The sequence below is a fragment of the Thalassospira sp. CH_XMU1448-2 genome (assembly GCF_037027285.1).
In the GTDB taxonomy this organism is placed as follows: domain Bacteria; phylum Pseudomonadota; class Alphaproteobacteria; order Rhodospirillales; family Thalassospiraceae; genus Thalassospira; species Thalassospira profundimaris_C.
Genome location: NZ_JAYMEA010000002.1, coordinates 707,709 through 729,114 on the forward strand (window position 1 = coordinate 707,709; position 21,406 = coordinate 729,114).

Genomic DNA, 21,406 nt, shown 5'->3' on the forward strand with positions numbered 1-21,406 from the left:
GCCGTACAAACCAAGCTACAGAATTGCCTGCAGACGCCCGCCCACCGGGTGCTGCAACGAGTTAAATCAGGAGATCGACCATGACTGACAACATTTCGGAACTCGAAATGCGTCGTAAAAAGCTGTTGTTCCGCGGGGGCCATCGCGGCACCAAGGAAAACGATATCCTGATGGGCCGCTTCATGGACAAACACCTGAGCACCCTGACCGAGGAACAGCTTGATACGTTCGAGGCCCTGATCAATGAAGTGCCCGATGCGGACTTCTTCAAATGGGCCACTGGCAAGGAACAAGCCCCGGCGCAGTATGATACTGATGTACTGCGCATGATTAGGGATCTGAGCAACGCCTGATAAAGCATTGAACAAAATCAAAGAAATCATATCGACCAAAGGTCGCAAACGTGTCGGCGGCGTCCCGGAGGGATCAGACGCGCTGATTTTGCGTGAATTGCTCGACGCGGCCGGAACCAACAAAACGGTTCTGCATGTCGCACGCGATGACAAACGCATGTCTCAACTGGCAGAAGCCTTGCGTTTCTTTGCCGGGGAAGTCGAAGTGCTTACACTTCCGGCTTGGGACTGTTTGCCATATGACAGGGTTTCGCCGATTGCCGAAGTGACAGCACGGCGTATCGAGACGCTGACGGTTCTGGCCGAAGGGGCCGCACCACAGGCCGGACAGGGACGCATCGTTCTGACCACTGCGGCCGCTGCCATGCAGCGGGTTCCGCGCGTTGATGTGATGCGGAACGGCAAGCTCGCCTTCAAGGCAGGCACTGAATATGACCGGGCCGATCTTACCGCATATTTTGAGCGTATGGGCTATAACCGCGCCGAACAGGTCATGGAACCGGGCGACTATGCCGTACGCGGCGACATTGTCGATATTTTTGCGCCTGGAATGAAAGATCCGGTACGCCTTGATTTCTTTGGTGACGAGATTGAAAGCATTCGGCGCTTTGATGTTGAAAGCCAGCGAACGATTGGCAAGGTCAAGGAAATTGCACTGCTGCCGGTTGGCGAAGTGTTTCTGGATCCGGACAGCATTTCACGCTTCCGAAGCGGATATCGCGAACTGTTCGGGGCTGTGTCGCAAACAGATCCCCTGTATGAATCGATTTCAAACGGCCTGAAATACGGTGGTATGGAACATTGGTTGCCATTGTTCCATGACGGTCTGGATACGATCTTTGCCTATTTGCCTGATGTGATCGTAACCCTTGATTATCAGTATGCGGAAGTGATCGAAAATCGTCTCGAGATGATTGACGATTACTATCAGGCGCGACTGAACATCAAGGGCGGCGGCCTTTCGGGCGATAATGTTTATAAACCGGTGCCAACCGAACGGCTGTATCTTGATCAGGCGGAATTTGATCGCATGCTCGCTGATCGCGTGGTTCTGGAATATTCGCCATATTACGATGATGAAAACCCCGAACGTGGCATTTTCGATCTGGGCGCGCGGGCAGGGCGCGATTTCGGGGATGTCCGGGCGCGGGCAGATACCAACCTTTATGACGAGTTGCGTGATTTTATCACGGCCCAGCGCGGCAAGGAAAATCAGGTTGTCATCGCAGCATATTCCGACGGTTCGCGCGATCGTATGGTTTCGCTTTTGCGCGAACATGGCGTAGGCAAGGTCGTTAATTGTGAGTGCTGGGAAGATATCACTGATGACCTGACCCATGAGCATGTCGCGGTTGTTATCCTTGATATCGAACGCGGTTTCCGTCGTCAGGGTCTTTGGTTTGTTACAGAACAGGATATCCTTGGCGACCGCATGAGCCGCCCGGGCGGACGCCGCCGCAAGGCCGATAACTTCCTGCGCGAAGCATCCGAAATTTCCGAAGGCGATCTTGTCGTTCACCTTGAACACGGTATCGGACGGTATCTTGGCCTGAAAACAGTGACGGCTGGCGGTGCGCCGCATGATTGTCTTGAGCTTGAATATGATGGCGGCGACAAGCTGTTTGTCCCGGTCGAGAATATCGAGGTCCTGTCACGATATGGCTCGGACGAGGGGATTTCTATCCTTGATAAGCTCGGCGGTGTTGCCTGGCAGGCCCGCAAGGCCAAGCTACGTGAACGTATCCGTGACATGGCAGGCAAGCTGATCAAGGTCGCCGCCGAACGCCATCTGCGCAAAGGGGCACAATTGCAAGCGCCCGAAGGCAGCTATGACGAGTTTTGTGCAAGTTTCCCGTTTGCCGAGACAGAAGACCAGGCGCGCGCCATCCGTGATACCCTTGATGATCTTGCCGCGGGCAAACCGATGGATCGACTTGTCTGTGGGGATGTCGGCTTTGGAAAGACCGAGGTCGCAATGCGGGCGGCCTTTGCCGCTGTCATGTCCGGTAAACAGGTGGCAATTGTTGCCCCGACGACCTTGCTGTGTCGTCAGCATTATCTGAACTTCAAGCAGCGCTTTGACGGGCTTCCGGTGCGGGTAGAGCAACTTTCACGTCTGGTGACCGGCAAGAATGCCAAACTGGTCAAGGAAAACCTTGAAAGCGGCCATGTCGATATTGTCTGTGGCACGCATGCCCTTTTGGGCAATGGTGTGCATTTCAAGGATCTGGGACTTCTGATCATCGACGAAGAACAGCATTTCGGCGTCAAGCATAAGGAACGCCTGAAAGAACTGAAGTCCGATGTTCATGTTCTGACCCTGACCGCAACCCCGATCCCCAGAACGCTGCAACTGGCGCTTACCGGGGTCAAGGAGCTGTCGATCATTGCGACACCGCCTGTCGATCGTCTGGCGGTGCGGACCTATATAACGCCATACGATCCGGTCGTGGTCCGCGAAGCCATTTTGCGTGAACGCCATCGCGGAGGGCAGATTTTCTATGTCTGCCCGCGTGTAAATGAGCTTGGCCGGGTCGCCAAGGAACTTGAAAACCTTGTACCGGAGATCAAGTTTGACGTTGCACATGGCCAGATGGGCGCGCGCGATCTCGAACAGGTCATGACTGACTTTACCGATCGCAAGTTTGATCTGTTGCTTGCAACGAACATTATTGAATCCGGGATTGATGTTCCGAACGCCAACACCATGATCATTCACCGGGCGGACATGTTTGGTCTGGCGCAGCTTTATCAGTTACGCGGGCGCATTGGACGTTCAAAGCAGCGCGCATATGCCTATCTGACACTTCCGAACGGCAAGAAGCTTACAGCAACGGCGTTGAAGCGCCTTGAAGTGATGCAGACGCTTGATAGCCTCGGCGCTGGCTTCAACCTTGCCAGCCACGATCTTGATATTCGCGGGGCAGGGAACCTGCTTGGCGAAGAACAATCAGGGCATATCAAGGAAGTGGGGATCGAGCTTTATCAGCAGATGATCGAAGAAGCTGTGGCCGAGGCCAAAGGCGAAATTGATGCATCCGAAGAAGCAAGCTTTGTCCCCCAGATCAATATCGGCATGCCCGTCCTGATACCGGACCGTTATGTTCCGGATCTGGGTGTCCGACTGGGACTTTATCGCCGTATTTCGGAACTGAGATCACGCGAAGAGGTGGATCAGTTCGCCGCCGAGATGATTGACCGGTTTGGCAAACTGCCCAAGGAAGTTGAAAACCTTCTGGATGTTGTGACGATCAAACAATGGTGCCGTGTCGCCAATATCGAGAAGCTCGATGCAGGGCCAAAAGGTGCGCTGATCACGTTGCGAAATAACGAGTTCCCGAACCCGGCAGGCCTGATCGGCTTCATTCAGCAACAGGTCGGACAGGCGCGTCTGCGCCCGGATCACAAGATTGTTTATGCAGCGGGCTGGGATGGACCAACGGATCGCCTTGAAGGCTTGAAACGTCTGATGAAGCGATTGTCCGACATCGCAGTATCAACATAAAGAAAAGGCGGGTAACGTGATGTTATCCCGCCTTTTTTAAATAATGTTCATGATTGTCTTAGACCGGTATTTCTTCCTGTCGGGCCAACCGGATCATCCGTTGCAAGATGTCGGGTTCCTGTGCACCAGACAGCGCATGACGACCGTTAAAAAGGAAGCACGGCACACCGGTTACGCCCATCTGATGGGCCACACGGTTTTCCTGACCGACAAACTCGCGATCCATATCACCAACAAGATACTCAAGGATTTCAGTGCGATCTTCGCCGTGCTTCACCGCAATTTCGGCAAGCAGATCAATATCGCCGATATCCTGACCTTTCAGGAAATAGGCAACAAACAGATCTTCGACCAATGCATTGCCGACAGCGGGCCGTTCAGCGCAAACCTTGTAGATCAGACGATGTGAGTCCGTAGAATCCGGCGTAATCCTGATTTGATCAAATTTGAAATCAATTCCGACCGCCGCACCGGCATCTTCGATTGCCTTATAGACCCGTGCAGCACTTTCCGAACCACCGAACTTTGCTGACAGATAAAGCTTCCGGTCAATGCCACCACTTGGCATGTCCGGGTTGAGCAGGAAAGGACGCCAATTGATGATCAGGTTATCAAGCTTTTCCCGCGCCAATGCCTTTTCAAGACGTTTTTTGCCGATATAGCACCACGGACAAATGGTATCGACGATCGCCTCGATCCTGATCGGCGACATTGATGGTTCAATTTGTCCTGCCTGCCAGTTCATAAGATCATCCATTCAAAAATGAAGTGCCTACCGGAAGTGGTGCGATGCCAAGGTGATCGGCAACGGTTTGACCGATATCGGCAAAGGTTTCGCGCATTCCGAACGGTCCCGGGGCAATGGCCGGTCCAAAAGCAAGGATAGGCACAAATTCACGCGTATGGTCATTGCCGCGCCATGTCGGGTCACAGCCATGATCGGCGGTAATAATCACCAGATCACCGGGTTTCAAAACCGCACGCAATTCCGGAATACGTTTATCGAACTCTTCAAGCGCGTTGGCATAACCCGGCACATCCCGACGGTGACCGAATTCCATGTCGAAGTCTACCAGGTTGGTGAACACGATGCTGTTATCGGGGGCTTCGCTGATTTCACCCATCATCGCATCAAAAAGCGCCATATTTCCGGACGCCTTGACCTTTTTGGCAATGCCCCGATGGGCATAGATATCAGCAATCTTGCCAACCGAAACCACATTGCCACCGGCTGCACTGAACTGGTCAAGCAAGGTGGGCTTGGGCGGCGGGACGGCAAGATCACGACGGTTCGACGTCCGTTTGAAAGTTTCCGGACTTTCGCCAACGAACGGACGGGCAATCACACGGCCGATATTGTAGGGCTCAACAAGTTTGAAGGCGATTTCACACATTTCATACAGGCGGTCGAGCCCGAAATGTTCTTCATGTGCGGCAATCTGAAACACGCTGTCGGCGGAGGTATAACAAATCGGCTTGCCGGTTTTGATATGTTCTTCGCCAAGTTCGGCAATGATTGTTGTACCGGATGCATGACAGTTGCCAAGAATTCCCGGAAGATTGGCCTGCTGGATCAGAGCATCGGTCAGTTCTTGCGGAAAGGTCGGCACTGTCATCGGGAAATAACCCCAATCGAAATCAACCGGCACACCGGCGATTTCCCAATGCCCGCTTGGCGTATCCTTCCCGCGCGAAAGTTCCTTGGCATGGCCAAAGGCACCAATCATCGCACCGCCATGATCAAGTCCGGGCGGTACACGGCCCGTAGCGTCCTTGGCCGCTTCACCAAGGCCAAGCGCAACCATATTGGGAATATTGAGCGGCCCGCTACGCTGATCATTATCAGCCAGCCCCTTGGCGCAATGTTCGGCAATATGACCAAGAGTATCCGATCCCTGATCACCGAATTTCGACGCATCCGGCGCGGAACCAATTCCAAAGCTGTCTGCAACGATAATGATGGCACGTGCCATTGATATCTTCCTTCAACGCAAATCATACAAGACCATTGTCTCGCAGATAGTCACTTGTTTCTGTAGTTGCCAGTTCTCAATAGTTGCCCGTTGCAGCAGGCGCATCAGAGGGTTTTGAGCCACATGTCTCAAGCAGGGCGGTCAATACGCCGCTGGCGCCGAACCGGAATGTATCGGGTTTTGCCCAGCCATCTCCCATGATGTGATCGGCAATGGCGATATAAAGGGCGGCATCATCGGTGGTTTTAACCCCACCTGACGCCTTGAAACCAGCATCAAGACCGTCTTCTTCCCTGGCATCACGAATTGCGGTCAACATGGCAACTGCGGCCTCGGGCGTAGCACCGACCGGCACTTTCCCTGTCGAGGTTTTAACAAAGTTTGCGCCGTGCCTGATGGCAAGACGGGCTGCTTCATAAACCTTGTTCAGGTCCTCGAACTCGCCACTTTCAAGAATAACCTTCATGGTGGTCATCGGACCACATGCCATTCGGGTTGCATCAACCACATCTGCGGCAATGGCGCTATCACCATCAAGGAATGCCTTATAGGGGAAAACCAGATCGACTTCGTCAGCCCCCTTGGAGACACAATCAGCCGTTTCATCGCCGATGCGCTGTGCATTGGTACCACCATTAGGGAAATTGACGACTGTTGCCGTTTTAACACCTGATTTTCCAAGTGCCCGCCAGGACGTTTCGATAAACGGCGCATAAACACAAACGGCGGCTGTATTGCCCTCAGGTGTCTGGGCGCGCTTGCACAGTGCCTCGATGACCTCGGTCGTATCATCATCATTCAGACTGGTAAGGTCGAGAACGGAAATGGCACGACGTGCAGTATCAGCGTCCGCGACTGCCTTTTTGCGGGCAGCGGCAATTACGTCAGAAACAGTTTTCGGGTCGAACATCAAAACATCCTTACAACGCGCCGGGCGCGGTTATTCTGTCAAGCGTCACCAGCATTTAAACTGACATCAAATGATGGCAATAACCGGATCAGCAAACTGGTCCGGCATAAAGATAAAGACGGATCAATCAATCGCCAAGAAGGTACTCAACCTTGTCTTGACAATCAATCAATCCGTCCCGAAACACAGTTTCAATCAGAACGATGGAAACGGCCCTGATCTGGTCCGCCGCCTCTTATTTTGACAGCAAAAGCTGGCCTTCTCGGCCCGGAAGCGGCTTGTCACCAGCTACCGAACACAGATAACCACCCGGCACGACCAGACGAATACCCAGACGGGAATACAAAACACCGTCGGTTTTGCTTGAGAACGGTGTTTTATTCCCCGTTTCGCAGTCCAGAATATAGCCAAGCTCCTGACCAGCCTTGACCTTTGCCCCGGCTTCGACACCAAACACGACCATACCGCCATGTGCTGCTGAAACGCGATCGACACCCGAAAGCGGTGTCGCATCACATTTGGCCTCGGGCAGGGGACCGGGATCGCCGGCAATCAGACCACGGCGCTGCAGGAACTTGAACAGATTTTCCGCATCCGGGATGGCAAATTCGTCATACACATCGCGATCACCGCGGAGTTCGATCGTTGTCGCCAAAGTCGCCATCGGGATCGGGAACTTGTTACCATAGGCCCGGCGTAGTTCGACCCACGGACGGCTAAATGCTTCGTCAAACGGGTTGTCACCGCTGATCTCGGCAATCAGTGAACATTCAGACCCGATCTGAGCTGAAAGATCAGCTGCATCTGGCCAGTTATGATCGCTGATATAGAGATGCATCGGCGCTTCCCAGTCACAATGCAGATCCATCACATAATCCGCATCAATGGCAAGTTCGGCCAGCGTAAGACGAAGATCCTGCAAATCAGTCAAAGGACTGACATCCTTGCGGTGCTGGGTAATCAGTTTGCGCAGCTCTGCACGGATCAGTTTGACGTTTTCATCGGCATCCTGACCAAGCTTGCCATCAACGGCATCAATCAGTGCAGCGCTAAGGTCGGGATAATGACGATTAAAATTCTGACCGCTGCGCAGCTCGAACCGGCCAAGCGGTTTCATATCTACGTACTGGGTAAACCCGATTGGATTGGCAAAGGGAACAACAACGATCTCGCCAGTGATTTCGCCTTTGGCGTCGGCCTCTTTCAGAAGGGTTTCAAGATGATGCAGGGTGATGACACCGGGCAGTTCATCTGCGTGAAGGGCGGCCTGAAAATAGGCTTTGGGACCTTGTCCGGCTTTGCCATAGCGGCGCACGGTAAGGGCACGGGAAGTTCCCATCTGCGGGCGCACGAGCTCAATGCGTTCTTCTTGCATTCTGATTTCCTGAATGTGGTGGCGTGGGGCAAAACAGCCCGGTGATCTCCAGGTTTCCCATTAAACAGATGGAAATAACCTTTCTTTGACCACCGGGCTGTTCGTGTTTCTGGTTATCAGGCGGATGCAGCTTTTGCGGTGCCTGGCTGTTTATCCTTGCGACGTTCGTTGCGGCGCAGATATCGCTCGATCCCCTTGAACCCGAAGGTCAGCGTATAGACGATGATCAAATAGATCACACCGGCTGAGATGAACGCTTCATAGGGAAGGGCAGTACGGGCCACGATTTTACGCGCGGCACCGGTAAGTTCCATCATCGTCACCGTAGAAGCCAGCGACGTTGCCTTCAGCGTGAAAATCACATCGTTGGTATAGGCAGGCCAAATCATCTGCCACATGCGTGGGAAAATGATCCGGCGATAGGTGGTCCATGGCGTCATGCCGCAAGCACGGGCGGCTTCAAGTTCGCCACTTGGGACATTCTGGATACCACCGCGCATGATTTCTGCAACATAGGCCGACGTATTGAGGACAAATGTCAGCAGGCAATACCAATAGGGGTTGCGAAGATAGACCCAGCTCCAGTGATCCTGAATGCCCTCGATGTTCGAGATCAGCTGCCCGACCCCGTAATACATCATGAACAGCTGCCCGATCAGGGGGGTGCCGCGAAACACATAAATAAAGGCAAATGGTACGGCCTGAATCCAGAGTTTCTTGGAAACACGTGCAACGGCAAGCGGGATAGCCAAAAGCGTTCCGAATGTTACTGAAATAACCAGAAGCTCAATCGTCAGCAGAAAACCGCGCCAAAGCCAGGTATCGTATTTGCCAAGAACATATATCAGATCTTCAAACATCTTCTATGCCCTCGCAATACCGCGGGCAGCCCGCTTTTCAAGATAGTTGAAGGCAATAAGCGAAACTGTTGTAAATGAAAGAAACATCAGCATCGCCACAAGGTAGAAGGTAAAGGGTGCCTTGTCTGTCCCGGCGCCAATCGCAGCCTTGCGCATGATCTCTTCAACACCGACGACTGAAATAAGTGCGGTATCCTTGATCAGGACCTGAAACAGGTTGTTGAGCCCCGGCAAAGCAAAGCGCCAAAGCTGCGGCAATTTGATGCGAATGAAAATTTGCGAAGGCGTCATGCCGCATGCTGTTGCGGCCTCGATCTGGCCGATCGGAATGGACTGCATGGCCGCGCGGAAGACTTCTGAAGCAAACGCGCCCTGAACCAGTGCCAGTGCAGCCACACCAGACCAGAAAGCAGGGATGTCAACACGCGTTTCTTCGCCGGAAATCATCTCGGCGATATTCTGAACGGCGATTGTGCCGCCGAAATAGATCAATAAAATAACAAGAAGTTCAGGGATACCGCGAATAAGGACGGTGTAGCTTTCCCCGATAATACGAAGCGAACGATATGGCGACAGTTTCGCCGATGCGCCCAGCAAACCGATAATAATCATGAAAGGCAGAACGGTAAGGCAAAGCTGAACTGTAACCAGTCCCCCTTCAAGCATCTGCCATCCGCGGCCGTATAAATCGAGCATGGTTTCTCCAGCTTTCCTTGATGCCGAATGCGTTTCAAGCCCCTGATATGAAACGCGAAACAACAATAAGGGCGGGGCGGCAGATCAATGCCGCCCCGGAAATTTCAGCAGATCAATTCGGGTGCAGGTTGATCGCCGGGAAGTACTTTTTGTTCAGCTCGTCATAGGAGCCGTTTGCAAGCATTTCAGCCAGTGCCTTGTTAAGGATCTCTTTGAGGTCCTGGTCTTCCTGACGGATGCCGATGCCAGCACCATCACCGAACCACTCGCTCGGAGCGAACTGGTTGGAAACAAAGCCATAGCCTTTGGCTGCATCAGATTTCAGCCAATCGTCAAGCGTACCTGAATCTGCGAGGGTCGCGTCAACACGGCCAGCGGTCAGGTCAAGAAGTGCCTCGTCCTGGGTGCCGTACATACGAATTTCAATGTTTGGGAAGTTGTCTTCAAGGAAGTTTGCATGGGTGGTCGAACGCTGTACGCCGATGACCATACCATCAAGCGCGTCTTCCATGACTTCGCCGTCTTTGTAAGCTTCAATTTTCATGGTGTCTTTACCAACGAAAACAGCAGGGGTGTTGCTGTAATAGTTGGTGAAGTCGATAGAACGCTTACGCTCTTCGGTGATCGACATCTGTGCGATGATCGCATCATATTTCTTTGCCAGAAGTCCCGGGATCATACCGTCCCAATCCTGAGCAACGATTTCGCATTCAATTTTAGCGGTTTCGCAAAGCTTGTTGGCAAAGTCTACATCAAAACCGATGAGTTTGCCGTTCTCGTCAACCATGTTGAACGGAGGATAGGCACCCTCGGTTGCGACAACAACCTTTTCCCACGCCGCATTTGCTGCTGATGCGCTCAGTGCGATACCAATAGCGGCAGCCGAAGCAACCTTGATCCAGTTTTTCATTCAAATTCTCCCTTGTAAATTGGAATGGCGCACAACCTCTTGCACCCATTCACGCGACCGTAACCTGTGTCGGAAACGGCCTGCCCAGATCAGAAATCGCGCTGAAGAAATTGCTTCATACGTTCCGATTTGGGGTTCTCGAATACATCCGTCGGATTGCCGTATTCTTCAACCCGACCCTGATGCAAATACATAACGTGGCTGGACACCCCCTTTGCGAAGCCCATTTCATGGGTCACAACCAGCATCGTGCGGCCTTCTTCGGCCAAATCCGTCATAACCTTCAACACTTCACCAACAAGCTCCGGGTCAAGTGCCGAAGTCGGCTCATCAAACAGAAGAACTTCTGGCTCTATCGCAAGCGCGCGTGCAATTGCGGCGCGCTGTTGCTGACCACCGGAAACATGACCCGGATAGTAATCGCGACGTTCATACATGCCGACCTTGTGCAGAAGTGCATCGGCGCGTTCGATGGCTTCCTTTTTGGGAACACCAAGAACATGCACAGGCGCTTCGATGACATTTTCCAGAATGGTCAGATGGCTCCAGAGGTTGAAGCTCTGGAACACCATCGCAAGCTTGGTGCGAATACGCTGGAGTTGTTTTTTGTCTGCAGCTTCCTGCGAACCGTCCTTAAGCGTCTTCATGCGAATAAGTTCGCCGTGGACGTGGACTTTACCCGCATTCGGGGTTTCAAGCAGATTGATGCACCGCAGGAACGTACTTTTGCCCGAGCCAGAGGAACCAATAATCGAAATCACGTCCCCGGTATGCGCCGTAAGGTCAATGCCTTTAAGGACTTCATGATCCCCAAAGCTTTTGATCATCCCTTCGACCTGTAGGGCGGGTATGTTTTTGCTCATAGCGAGTGAAAAGTTTCCCTGTTGAGAGTCTAAAATTTATTCGTCTTAGCATCTGACAAAGATGCTCCCCCACAAGACACGCTTTTATGCGCCTCTCATGGCATCAATAATTGCCCATGGATGATGCGTATTTCCACTGATTTTTTGCAGTTTTATGAATAAAGCTGTTGTTTCAATCTCTTAATTAACAGCGGACGTGATCGCACCGCAAAAATCGTGCAGTACTACGTGATTTTACGCAATAAAAAACCACGCATATTTTGGGATAAATGCCCTTAGCCACAGACTCTTGCTTATTGTTGCCCGTAAATTCACCTGAAATACACAACACCATCGACCTCGTAGCGGATCGATGGTGTTTGTATTTGGGTGCGGGCAGGGTGTCAGTTTCTGCCCTAGTCGTTTTCGCGCACCGATTTCAGGAAGCCAAGAACTTCCTCTCGCAGTCTTTGAGCCAATTGCCGCATCTCCCGGGATGAGGTCAGCAGAGAGTTGGCCTCTTCGCTCACCATGCTTGATGCCTGCGATACAGCAGATACGTTTTGCGAGACTTCCTGTGTCCCCGATGCTGCGCGCTGAACACTATCTGCAATTTCGCGGGTTGCAGCACCTTGCTGCTCGACGGCTGCGGCAATCGCATTGCAGAATTCGTTGATACGTTCAATGGTGGACGAGATTGATCCGATCTCGGAGACAGAACGATTTGACGACCCCTGAATACCATCAATCTGTGTCTGGATATCACCGGTCGCCTTGTCCGTCTGGTTGGCAAGGGATTTGACCTCTCCGGCGACGACGGCAAATCCTTTGCCGGCGTCACCAGCTCGGGCAGCTTCGATGGTTGCATTCAGGGCCAGCAGGTTCGTTTGTCCCGCGATATCCTGAATTAATCCCACTACCTGACCGATCCGCTCAGCCGCCTCGGCAAGTTCGGTGACTGTTGCTGTGGTGTTGTTAATGCCATCCACTGCTTCTGTTGCGACGTCAATTGACTGGGTAACCTGGGCGCCGATTTCACGAATGGCAGCAGAAAGTTCCTCGGTGGCCGATGCGACAGCCTGCACGTTTTCCGTCGTGATATTGGCCGCATTGGAAACGGCCGCCGCACGGTTTGTGGATTCCTCGGCATTGGCAGAAAGCTGGGTTGCGACCGATTGGGTTCGTTCAGCGGCATCGGCCACGGTTTCAACGATGGAAAGGACGCTTTTTTCAAAATTGTCTGCCATCTGATCAAGCGCACGTTTGCGCTCAAGGGCTGCTCGCTGGGTGGCCTGTTCATTCTCATGTGCCAGCCGGTCTACTTCGGCAGCATTGTTCTTGAAAACCAACACCGCGGCCGCCATGGCCCCGATTTCATCCTTAAGCTCCGTGCCGGGGACATCAACGTCTTTTTCGCCCCTGGCCAGACGGGTCATTGCCGAGGTCATGCTGAGAACCGGTCGAGAAACCCATCCGCGCACAAGAACTCCCATAAGCCCCATAATCGCAAGCACGGCAATGACGGCAGTAATGATTGCCGTGTAACGGAACTCTTTCAGGGATGCGTATGCAGCATCCCGATCAAGCGCAAAGCCAAGATACCAGTTTACAGATGGCAAACCTTTCACTTTGAAGAATGTGAATAGCAGATCGCCATTTCCCTCGATTACATTCTGCATGCCTTCGGTAACGGCCGGAGTGTTTTCAGGAAATACCTCGCTAATCGACTTCAGTGTGAAATCTGCATTCGGGTGAATGATCACCGTACCTTGGTCATTGACCAGAAATCCGTAACCAATGCCGCCCAGATCAATGCCGCGCACCAGATCACCCAGAATGGTGATGTTAATATCGCCACCGACCACACCAAGCAGTTTGGAACCATCAAATACCGGTGTCGTCGCGGTAACGATCAGCTGCCCGGTGGATGCGTCAGTGTAGGGTTCGGTAAGGGTGCTGTCACCGATGGCGACTGCGTCACTGTACCAAGGGCGTTTGCGTGGATCGTAATCAGCAGGCAATTCATCTGGTGGATACATCGTCATCACACCGTCCGCGCTGCCGAAATAGGAAAAGATAAATGACTCAGCCAGCGCCTGACCGCTGGCGATTTCACTGACCGTAGCAGGGGAGCTGTCTCGTGCAATATTATTGGCAAGGCTTTCGACCAAAAGCCTTCTGCCATCCAGCCAGTTCGAAATACCAGCTGTTGCAAGCGATCCGCTTTCGGTCAGCTTCGATTGCAGAGCTGTCTGTATGGATGTGCGCTGCTGATAATCAAAATACAGAATAAAGGCGACAAATGTCGCAACAACAATCATGGCCGCTGCCAGCAGGATTCTACTGCCGATATTTAACGACATTCCGCCATCCTCCAAAAGAATAATCCCCTTTGTGAGGTTGGGACGTTCCTTCGCGATTACAAGCGGTTGAAGCAAGGTAAATCAAGTTACATGCAATAATTTTGTTTTATGGTCATTTGATATTTGGAATGATTTCATTCAACCAAAGTCGCATGACCTCTGAGACCAACATCACTTTCCAAAATCCTTGTTTTAGTTATTGATTATGGAACGCGTTGTCTTCAACCCTTGGTTTCCCCATATGTGGAACTGCCTAGGGAGGCAACGTCACATAAGCACCGATAAACGGAGGAAATAGATGAAACGCGCATTAATTGCAGGGATGGCGGTCGCGTTTGCGTTTGGGAGCACAGCAGCCTCGGCGCAGGATCGTGCCGGTTGGCCAGACAGCTTTACGGTCGGCACCGCATCACAGGGCGGCACTTATTTTGCCTATGGTTCCGGTTGGGCGAACCTTGTAGCAGAAGAACTTGGCATTTCCGGTGGTGGTGAAGTTACCGGCGGACCAATGCAGAACATGGCGCTGGTTCACACCGGCGAAGCGGCATTTGGCATGACCACGATGGGTCCGGCAGCAGAATCCCTTGCTGGAACAAACCCGATTGCACCGGGCGTCCAGATGACGAGTGCTTGTGCAATGTTCCCGATGTATCAGACACCGTTCTCGATCACTGCACTGGCATCATCGGGCATTGCATCTGTTTCGGACATCCCCGAGGGCGCAAAAATCGGTTTCGGTCCTGCGGGCTCGACCTCGGACACCTATTTTCCGAAGATGCTCGAAGAACTTGGTGTAAAGTTTGAACGCCGCAATGGTGGCTGGGCCGATCTGGGTGGCCAGCTTCAGGATGGCTTGCTTGACGTGATCGCATTCGCTGCCGGTGTTCCGGTGCCGGCTGTTAGCCAGCTTGAAGTTCAAACCAAAGTGAACATCATCGAATTCACTGAAACAGAACAGAAACAGATTATGGATGCCTTCCCGGTGTCCGAATTTGACATTGCTGCAGACACATACACCACGCTGACCGCTCCAGCGCGTTCAGTGTCAATGTGGAACTTTGCGATTGCCAATTGCGATCTTCCGGAAAGCTTTGTTTATGCCGCAACTGACGTTGTGATGTCGGATAATGCCCGCATGGTATCCATTCACCGTGCAGCACGTTCCACAGTTCCGGAAAACTGGAACAAGAACAAGGTCATGAAATGGCATCCGGGTGCTGCAAAGTGGTTCAACGAACATGGCGCATCCATCCCGGCTGACATGATCCACTAAGTCAGCAAAATCTGATCACACAAGGCGGGTCATCCGGAAGGTGACCCGCCTTTGCTCAATCGCCGCAAAGAAGCCTGCGAATAACAAATGACCAGAGAGTGTGGGGAAACCTGATGACCGAACCAAATAAACCGGATGACGAACACCTCATTGCCGATGGCGTGGATGAAGAGCCGATTGAACATAATCGTCGCCTTTTCGAGGGACGGAGCCTCAGTTTCATAACAATTTCTGCCGCCATTTATGCTGCGTTTCATATGCTCGCGCTAAATGGTGTATCGCTTTCTGGAATGACGGGCGGTTTGGTTAATCTTGAATTCTTGCCTGATTTTCCGTTGGAAACATGGAACTTCCGTATTGTTCACGTTTCGGGTGCCCTTGCACTTGGTTTTCTTTGGTACTCTGCCAACAAGTTCGCTGATGAGCCTACAGGGCAGACACCGCTTCTGGGCTACTTGTCATATGTTCTTCTGGTACCAGCCTTTGTCGCGGTCGGAACCGCAATCAGCTTTGCTTTCGAAATCAAAAATGGCGCAATGTGGAACGGCATTGATGCTACCATCAAGTTCAACGAGACATGGGTCTTTGGTGCACCACTGATGGCAGCAACAGTCGGTGGTATTGTTTTATCCTGGTTTAACAAGACACCCCGTAATCGTTATTCACCACCTGATTTTGTGCTGACTGTTTGTGGCCTTGCCGTTGCGATCTATCTGATCACAATTTACGGCACGCTTATGCGCAACTCCACCGGAACGCCTTTTGCGCCGATCGGTATTTCGATTGCTGCAATCTCGGGCACGTTGCTGATCATGGAGCTGACTCGCCGCGTTGCCGGTCTGGCACTTGTGATTATTGCGACCATTTTTCTGGTCTATGTCTTTGTCGGCGAATTCCTGCCGGGCTTCCTGCAATCGCCAGCCATCACCTGGCAGCGCTTCTTTAGCCAGGTCTATACTGATGCCGGTATTCTTGGCCCGACGACTGCCGTTTCATCGACCTATATCATTCTGTTCATCATCTTTGCCGCGTTCCTGCAGGCATCAAAGGTTGGCGACTATTTTGTGAACTTTGCCTTCTCGGTGGCCGGACGTGCCCGTGGTGGTCCTGCAAAGGTTGCAATCTTTGCTTCTGGCCTGATGGGAATGATCAACGGCACGTCTGCGGGTAACGTTGTGGCAACCGGCTCGCTGACCATCCCTTTGATGAAAAAGGTCGGTTACCACAAGAAAACGGCCGGTGCGATTGAAGCTGCAGCTTCGACCGGTGGCCAGATCATGCCGCCAATTATGGGGGCAGGGGCCTTCATCATGGCCGAAATCACCGGTATCCCATATACCGACATTGCCATCGCGGCTGTGATCCCGGCGATCCTTTACTTTGTGTCGATCTATTTCATGGTCGACTTCGAAGCAGCCAAACTTGGTATGCGTGGCATGCGCGAAGAAGAACTGCCGCGCTTCCATACCATGGTAAAGCAGGTCTATCTGTTCCTGCCCATCATCATCCTGATCGTAGCCCTGTTCCTTGGCTATTCGGTTATCCGGGCTGGAACATTGGCAACTGTTGCAGCTGTGGTTGTCAGTTGGCTTACACCAAACCGCGTAGGGATCAAATCCGTTGCCAAGGCATTTGAACTGGCAGGCGGGATGTCGATCCAGATCATTGCAGTTTGTGCCTGTGCCGGGATCATCGTTGGCGTGATCGCGCTGACAGGTGTCGGCGCACGGTTCTCGAACCTGTTACTGGGTCTTGCAGAAGCGTCACAGTTACTGGCCCTGATCTTTGCCATGCTGATCGCCATCCTTCTGGGAATGGGCATGCCAACAACGGCGGCCTATGCGGTTGCTGCATCGGTGGTTGCTCCGGGATTGATTGAGCTTGGAATTGAACCACTTACTGCACATTTCTTCGTGTTCTACTTTGCAGTCGTTTCAGCCATCACGCCACCCGTCGCACTGGCTTCCTATGCTGCTGCCGGGATATCGGGTGCAAACCCGATGGAAACGTCAGTGGCTTCGTTCAAGATTGGCATTGCGGCCTTCATTGTGCCGTTCATGTTCTTCTATAACGCGGCTATTTTGATGGATGGGACTTACCTTCAGATCGGCCAGGCGTTCATTACGGCCGTGGCCGGGGTATTCCTGCTGTCTGCCGGTGTTCAGGGATGGTTCCTCGGGCGCAGTGCAGTGTGGTTCCTGCGCATTGCACTAGTCATTTCAGCATTGTTCATGATTGCTGGCGGACTGGTTACCGATCTGATCGGCATTGGACTGGCTATCGCAATCCTGCTGATCCAGCGTGTGATAAACCCGAAACCAGGCAGCACATTCCGTACTGGTGGGGCAGATTAACAACACGCCTCGGCCATAAAACAACAAAAGCGCACCAGACCGGTGCGCTTTTTCTTTTTCTGAAAATCAAGGTTGTCAGAAAATCAATCTGATACTTTTTTCACGAATTCGGATTTCAAGCCCATCTGACCGATACCCGGGATTTTACAATCAATATCGTGGTCGCCATCGACAAGACGAATGCCTTTGACCTTGGTCCCGACCTTGACGACCGCCGATGATCCCTTGACCTTCAAATCCTTGATGACAGTTACCGTATCCCCATCAACAAGCGGGGTACCGTTTGAGTCACGTACAACCGTCGCGCCAGCTACGTCACCTGAAGCAGACCATTCATGCGCACATTCCGGGCAGATCAACAGTTCGCCATCTTCATAGGTGTAAGGTGACTCACATTTCGGGCAGGACGGTAGTTCGCTCATTGCTCGGACCTTTTAACAATAATCGTGTTTGGTGCGACCACAGATACAACACAGCGTTTCTCAGTAACGTCGTGTTCTGCTCTAAAAAATCAGAGATTTTGTGCGATCTTGAGTAAATGGCGGAGAGGGTGGGATTCGAACCCACGGTACCCGTAAAGGCACGACGGTTTTCAAGACCGTTGCATTCAACCACTCTGCCACCTCTCCGCAAAAATGGTCGGAGCTTATTGCTCTGGGCGCTTTCAATAAATTGGGCGCGCTGCCCTGTCAATAGGCCAATCAAACATTGCATCAAATGCTGGCGAAATAATGTGATTTCAGCAAGGTACCGGCAACCATAAGGCGAACCATCTTTCGGGCCAGTATCACGTTTTTTATTTTCTCTCAGAACCCTTAGCTACCTGATCAATATCGGGCTCATGCACGGGATATTGTTGTTGATCCTTGTTGGCCTGATCTGTTTGCGCAGGACACGTCGTTTTGCTTTTGCCGGATTGTTATTCGCCACTATTGCATCATTGCTGATCACCATCATTCCCGTAGGAGCACTGTTGCCCATAACCCTCGAAGCGCGCTTTGAAAAAGCGGACCTCAATGGATCAGAATTTGCAGGGGTGATTACCCTATCGGGCTCGATTGACCCAAACAGCTGTCTTCAGCGCGGGCATGTTCAGTTCCTAAGTGCCCCGGATCGAATATTTACAATGCTCCGAATGGCGACCAAATATCCTGATAAACCTGTGATCTTCACGGGCAAAGACGGCGTACTAAATGATCGCGGTTTCAGTGAGGCGGCTGTACTGCGTGACTGGCTGGACGATTCGAACCTGTTAAGACCGAATATGTATTTCGAAACCAACGTACGGAACACATATGAGAATGCCCTAAATTCACATGACCTCATTTATGGAAGTTGGCCGGAACTGGCACAAAAGCCTTGGGTATTAGTCACTTCCGCAGATCATATGCCGCGCGCAGCAGGCGTTTTTCGGCAGGCGGGCTGGAACATTATTCCGTATCCGGTCGGCAGTTTCACATCAGATGAGATCCATTTAGCAAGTCTTAACGTCTCAGGCGCTATCAAATCCCTAAGCCGTGGTTTGCGTGAATGGGTTGGTTTAACCGCTTATTACCGGACCGGGCGAACAAATGAGTGGTTTCCGGGGCCAAAGCCGTTGGGAACCGGCAACTGAACATCCTGGATGAGGCCTTTGATGAAATTCTGGAAATTGCTGACCGCCGCCTCTGTGCTTACTGTTTTGACCGCCAATGCGCCGGCCTTTGCACAGACCGATGAAAAACTTCCAGAATTCACCACCGAAGGATTTGAGGAATGGTTGGTTGACTTCAAAAAAGAAGCCGCCGCCAAAGGCATTTCCCAGCCAACCCTCGATGTTGCCTTTGCCAATACCAAACCGATCCCCAAGGTGATCGAGTATGATCGCAGCCAGCCTGAATTCAAACTGACCTTTGAGCAGTATATTCAACGCGTTGTCCCGCAATCACGGATCAACGAAGGCCGCAGGAAGTATGCCGAAAATCGCGCAATCATTGATGCCGCGGCAAAAAAATACGGCGTGCCGGGTCACTATCTGACGGCCTTTTGGGGGATCGAGACCGGTTTTGGACGGCATACTGGCGGCTATTCCGTCGTCGACTCACTGGCAACTCTTGCCTTTGAAGGTCGTCGGGCGGAATATTTCCGCAAGGAACTGATGAATGCCCTAACCATCATTGATGCTGGCCACATCGCGCCTGAAAACATGTCCGGCTCCTGGGCGGGCGCCATGGGGCAGGCGCAGTTCATGCCTTCAACCTTCCTGAATTACGCACGCGACGGGAATGGCGACGGTAAGATTGATCTTTGGGGCGCCAAGGAAGACGTTTTTGCGTCGGCTGCCAACTATCTTTCGACCGTCGGCTGGAAAGGGGATGAACGCTGGGGGCGCAAGGTCAGCATTCCCAAGGATCTGGATAAATCCCTGATCGGTCGCGATATTCGCAAACCAATCTCGGAATGGCAGGAACTTGGCGTTCGCATGCCGGGTGGGGCCAATCTGCCAACGGCAGATATGGATGCATCAATTGTTACCGTAAATGACGGTGAAGGACCGGCATATATGGTTTATAACAATTTCCACACCATCATGCATTGGAACCGATCGACCTATTTCGCAATCGCCGTGGGAACACTGGCTGACGCGATAGCCGGGCAATAAAGTTTTAATGTCCAGGTGACGAAGATCATTCGTTGCCATCAAATACAGAGCATCTTTAAGCGGGGACACCTTGATGCCAAAACCAAGAAAAAGTGCTTTTGGGCGACTGCGGACAAATAGCCGCCTCGGACTGTCCGTGGTTGCACTTGGTATGCTTTTGGCTGGCTGCGCAGAAACCCAGCTTGCCGTTCACGGTGTCAAACGACTTGGCGGCGTTCAGTCCCAACCGACACAGATTGGTAACTACAAGATCGGCAATCCCTATGAAATTGCTGGTCAGTGGTACTATCCAGCTGTCGATTATGAATATAGCGAAACCGGTATCGCGTCCTGGTACGGGCCCAAATTCCATGGCAAAAAAACCGCCAATGGCGAAGTGTTTGACCAGTACGAGATCTCTGCCGCACACCGCACATTGCCGCTACCGAGTATTGTGCGTGTCACCAATCTTGAAAACGGAAAATCACTCAAGGTCCGCGTCAATGACCGGGGACCGTTTGCGCATGGGCGTATCATTGACATGTCACGCCGTGCAGCCCAGTTGCTGGGGTTCGAGAAGAAGGGCACGGCCAAGGTCATGGTCGAAGTGATCGAGGCAGAAAGCCGTCAGATTGCAGCTGTCGCGCAAGGCAAGGCGGCACCGCAAGTTACTGTCGCCGAACAGAATACAGTTACTGCCGCACCGCGTGATGTGGTCGAAACCGTTCGCCTTGACGATGGCCCGATCACCGAAACCGGCCAACCAACGACTTCGCAGATAAAATTGACGCCTCCGGCATCAGAGCCGATCCTCACCAGTGCCCCACTTGAGGGTACCGTAGAAGAGGCTGCTATTATCAATATCGAGCCCGTAACGAATTCAGCCATTTACGTTCAGGCAGGGGCCTTCTCAATCTATGATAACGCCCTGAACTTGCGTAATCGGCTTTATGATCTGGCACCAAGCAAGATCGAACCCATCGAGGTAAAAGGGACGACCTTTTACCGGGTTCGTCTTGGACCGTTAAATACGGTTCCGGAAGCAGATATCCTTCTTGAGCGCGTGATTGCCACCGGGCAGAACGGTGCAAAAGTCGTGGTCGAATGTGCCGATGGCGGTGCTGCCAAGTCGGGATGTTGATTGCCACCTTATGCTGTGCTACCGCTTTGCTGTCAGCTATTTGAGTGGATTTCGCATACTGATAAATGTCGCATGAGCGTGTTGCACAATTTTGCCGGATTTGCGACATAAGCAACAGAACAAAGCCGCCGGGGGACTGGTGGAACAGATTTTATTACACAAGGTTAGGACGTAATGACTTTGATGGCGCCAATTCCGTTCAAAAACTGTCTGAACCGGGTAGTGGCCGGA

The 21,406-nt window shown here is 52.3% G+C and carries 17 protein-coding genes and 1 tRNA gene; 7 read left to right on the plus strand and 11 right to left on the minus strand.

Annotated elements, in window-relative coordinates; translation table 11 throughout:
* The first annotated feature begins 80 nt into the window (after positions 1-80).
* Both WA318_RS10620 and mfd read left to right on the plus strand, forming a co-directional pair.
* Complete coding sequence (locus WA318_RS10620; RefSeq protein WP_114099765.1) at positions 81-353, plus strand: FAD assembly factor SdhE; 273 nt, start codon at positions 81-83, stop codon at positions 351-353.
* Positions 354-360: 7 nt separating this feature from the next.
* Positions 361-3,858: a transcription-repair coupling factor gene (mfd, locus tag WA318_RS10625; RefSeq protein WP_114099764.1), complete on the plus strand. Its 3,498-nt coding sequence runs from the start codon at positions 361-363 to the stop codon at positions 3,856-3,858.
* A 58-nt stretch (positions 3,859-3,916) separates the two neighbouring features.
* Here the strand turns inward: mfd and WA318_RS10630 are convergent, their stop codons facing one another.
* The 9 genes from WA318_RS10630 to WA318_RS10670 all read right to left on the minus strand — a co-directional run bounded on the left by WA318_RS10630 (position 3,917) and on the right by WA318_RS10670 (position 13,787).
* Complete coding sequence (locus WA318_RS10630; protein ID WP_336080891.1) at positions 3,917-4,615, minus strand: DsbA family oxidoreductase; 699 nt, start codon at positions 4,613-4,615, stop codon at positions 3,917-3,919.
* Entirely contained in the window at positions 4,608-5,831 is a 1,224-nt protein-coding gene (locus tag WA318_RS10635; RefSeq protein WP_336080893.1) for a phosphopentomutase, read from the minus strand. The genes WA318_RS10630 and WA318_RS10635 overlap by 8 nt, the downstream gene beginning before the upstream one ends.
* Positions 5,832-5,907: 76 nt before the next feature.
* Positions 5,908-6,741 carry a deoxyribose-phosphate aldolase gene (gene deoC / locus WA318_RS10640; RefSeq protein ID WP_336080895.1) on the minus strand — a complete coding sequence of 278 codons (834 nt, stop codon included), beginning with the start codon at positions 6,739-6,741 and terminating at the stop codon, positions 5,908-5,910.
* A gap of 235 nt (positions 6,742-6,976) precedes the next feature.
* A complete protein-coding gene (locus tag WA318_RS10645; RefSeq protein WP_114099761.1) occupies positions 6,977-8,116 on the minus strand; it encodes a succinylglutamate desuccinylase/aspartoacylase family protein in 1,140 nt (379 codons plus the stop codon).
* A gap of 116 nt (positions 8,117-8,232) precedes the next feature.
* On the minus strand, positions 8,233-8,976 hold the full coding sequence (locus WA318_RS10650) for an ABC transporter permease (protein ID WP_336080897.1): 744 nt from the start codon (positions 8,974-8,976) through the stop codon (positions 8,233-8,235).
* Positions 8,977-8,979: 3 nt separating this feature from the next.
* Positions 8,980-9,672 carry an ABC transporter permease gene (locus tag WA318_RS10655; RefSeq protein ID WP_114099759.1) on the minus strand — a complete coding sequence of 231 codons (693 nt, stop codon included), beginning with the start codon at positions 9,670-9,672 and terminating at the stop codon, positions 8,980-8,982.
* 112 nt (positions 9,673-9,784) lie between these two features.
* Entirely contained in the window at positions 9,785-10,582 is a 798-nt protein-coding gene (locus WA318_RS10660) for a transporter substrate-binding domain-containing protein (RefSeq protein ID WP_114099758.1), read from the minus strand.
* Positions 10,583-10,671: 89 nt separating this feature from the next.
* Positions 10,672-11,445 (minus strand): ABC transporter ATP-binding protein, encoded by a 774-nt coding sequence (locus tag WA318_RS10665; RefSeq protein ID WP_114099757.1) that lies wholly within the window; start codon positions 11,443-11,445, stop codon positions 10,672-10,674.
* 395 nt (positions 11,446-11,840) lie between these two features.
* The gene (locus WA318_RS10670; protein ID WP_336080899.1) at positions 11,841-13,787 is read right to left on the minus strand and encodes a methyl-accepting chemotaxis protein; all 1,947 of its coding nucleotides are present in this window, start codon (positions 13,785-13,787) and stop codon (positions 11,841-11,843) included.
* A gap of 298 nt (positions 13,788-14,085) precedes the next feature.
* Here WA318_RS10670 and WA318_RS10675 point away from each other — a divergent pair, with 298 nt between their 5' ends.
* Positions 14,086-15,060 carry a TAXI family TRAP transporter solute-binding subunit gene (locus tag WA318_RS10675; RefSeq protein WP_114099756.1) on the plus strand — a complete coding sequence of 325 codons (975 nt, stop codon included), beginning with the start codon at positions 14,086-14,088 and terminating at the stop codon, positions 15,058-15,060.
* 113 nt (positions 15,061-15,173) lie between these two features.
* The gene (locus WA318_RS10680) at positions 15,174-17,414 is read left to right on the plus strand and encodes a TRAP transporter permease (RefSeq protein WP_114099755.1); all 2,241 of its coding nucleotides are present in this window, start codon (positions 15,174-15,176) and stop codon (positions 17,412-17,414) included.
* Between the two features lie 83 nt (positions 17,415-17,497).
* Here the strand turns inward: WA318_RS10680 and WA318_RS10685 are convergent, their stop codons facing one another.
* Together WA318_RS10685 and WA318_RS10690 are read right to left on the minus strand one after the other, a co-directional pair.
* Complete coding sequence (locus WA318_RS10685; RefSeq protein WP_336080900.1) at positions 17,498-17,836, minus strand: zinc ribbon domain-containing protein YjdM; 339 nt, start codon at positions 17,834-17,836, stop codon at positions 17,498-17,500.
* Between the two features lie 117 nt (positions 17,837-17,953).
* A tRNA-Ser gene (locus tag WA318_RS10690) sits at positions 17,954-18,043 on the minus strand.
* 230 nt (positions 18,044-18,273) lie between these two features.
* On the opposite strand from WA318_RS10690, the gene WA318_RS10695 reads away from it, so the two are divergent.
* From WA318_RS10695 to WA318_RS10705, 3 genes are all read left to right on the plus strand, one after another.
* Positions 18,274-19,029: a YdcF family protein gene (locus WA318_RS10695; RefSeq protein WP_336080902.1), complete on the plus strand. Its 756-nt coding sequence runs from the start codon at positions 18,274-18,276 to the stop codon at positions 19,027-19,029.
* A 21-nt stretch (positions 19,030-19,050) separates the two neighbouring features.
* Positions 19,051-20,055: a lytic murein transglycosylase gene (locus WA318_RS10700; protein ID WP_114099752.1), complete on the plus strand. Its 1,005-nt coding sequence runs from the start codon at positions 19,051-19,053 to the stop codon at positions 20,053-20,055.
* A gap of 136 nt (positions 20,056-20,191) precedes the next feature.
* The gene (locus WA318_RS10705) at positions 20,192-21,175 is read left to right on the plus strand and encodes a septal ring lytic transglycosylase RlpA family protein (protein ID WP_336080905.1); all 984 of its coding nucleotides are present in this window, start codon (positions 20,192-20,194) and stop codon (positions 21,173-21,175) included.
* Positions 21,176-21,406 lie beyond the last annotated feature (231 nt).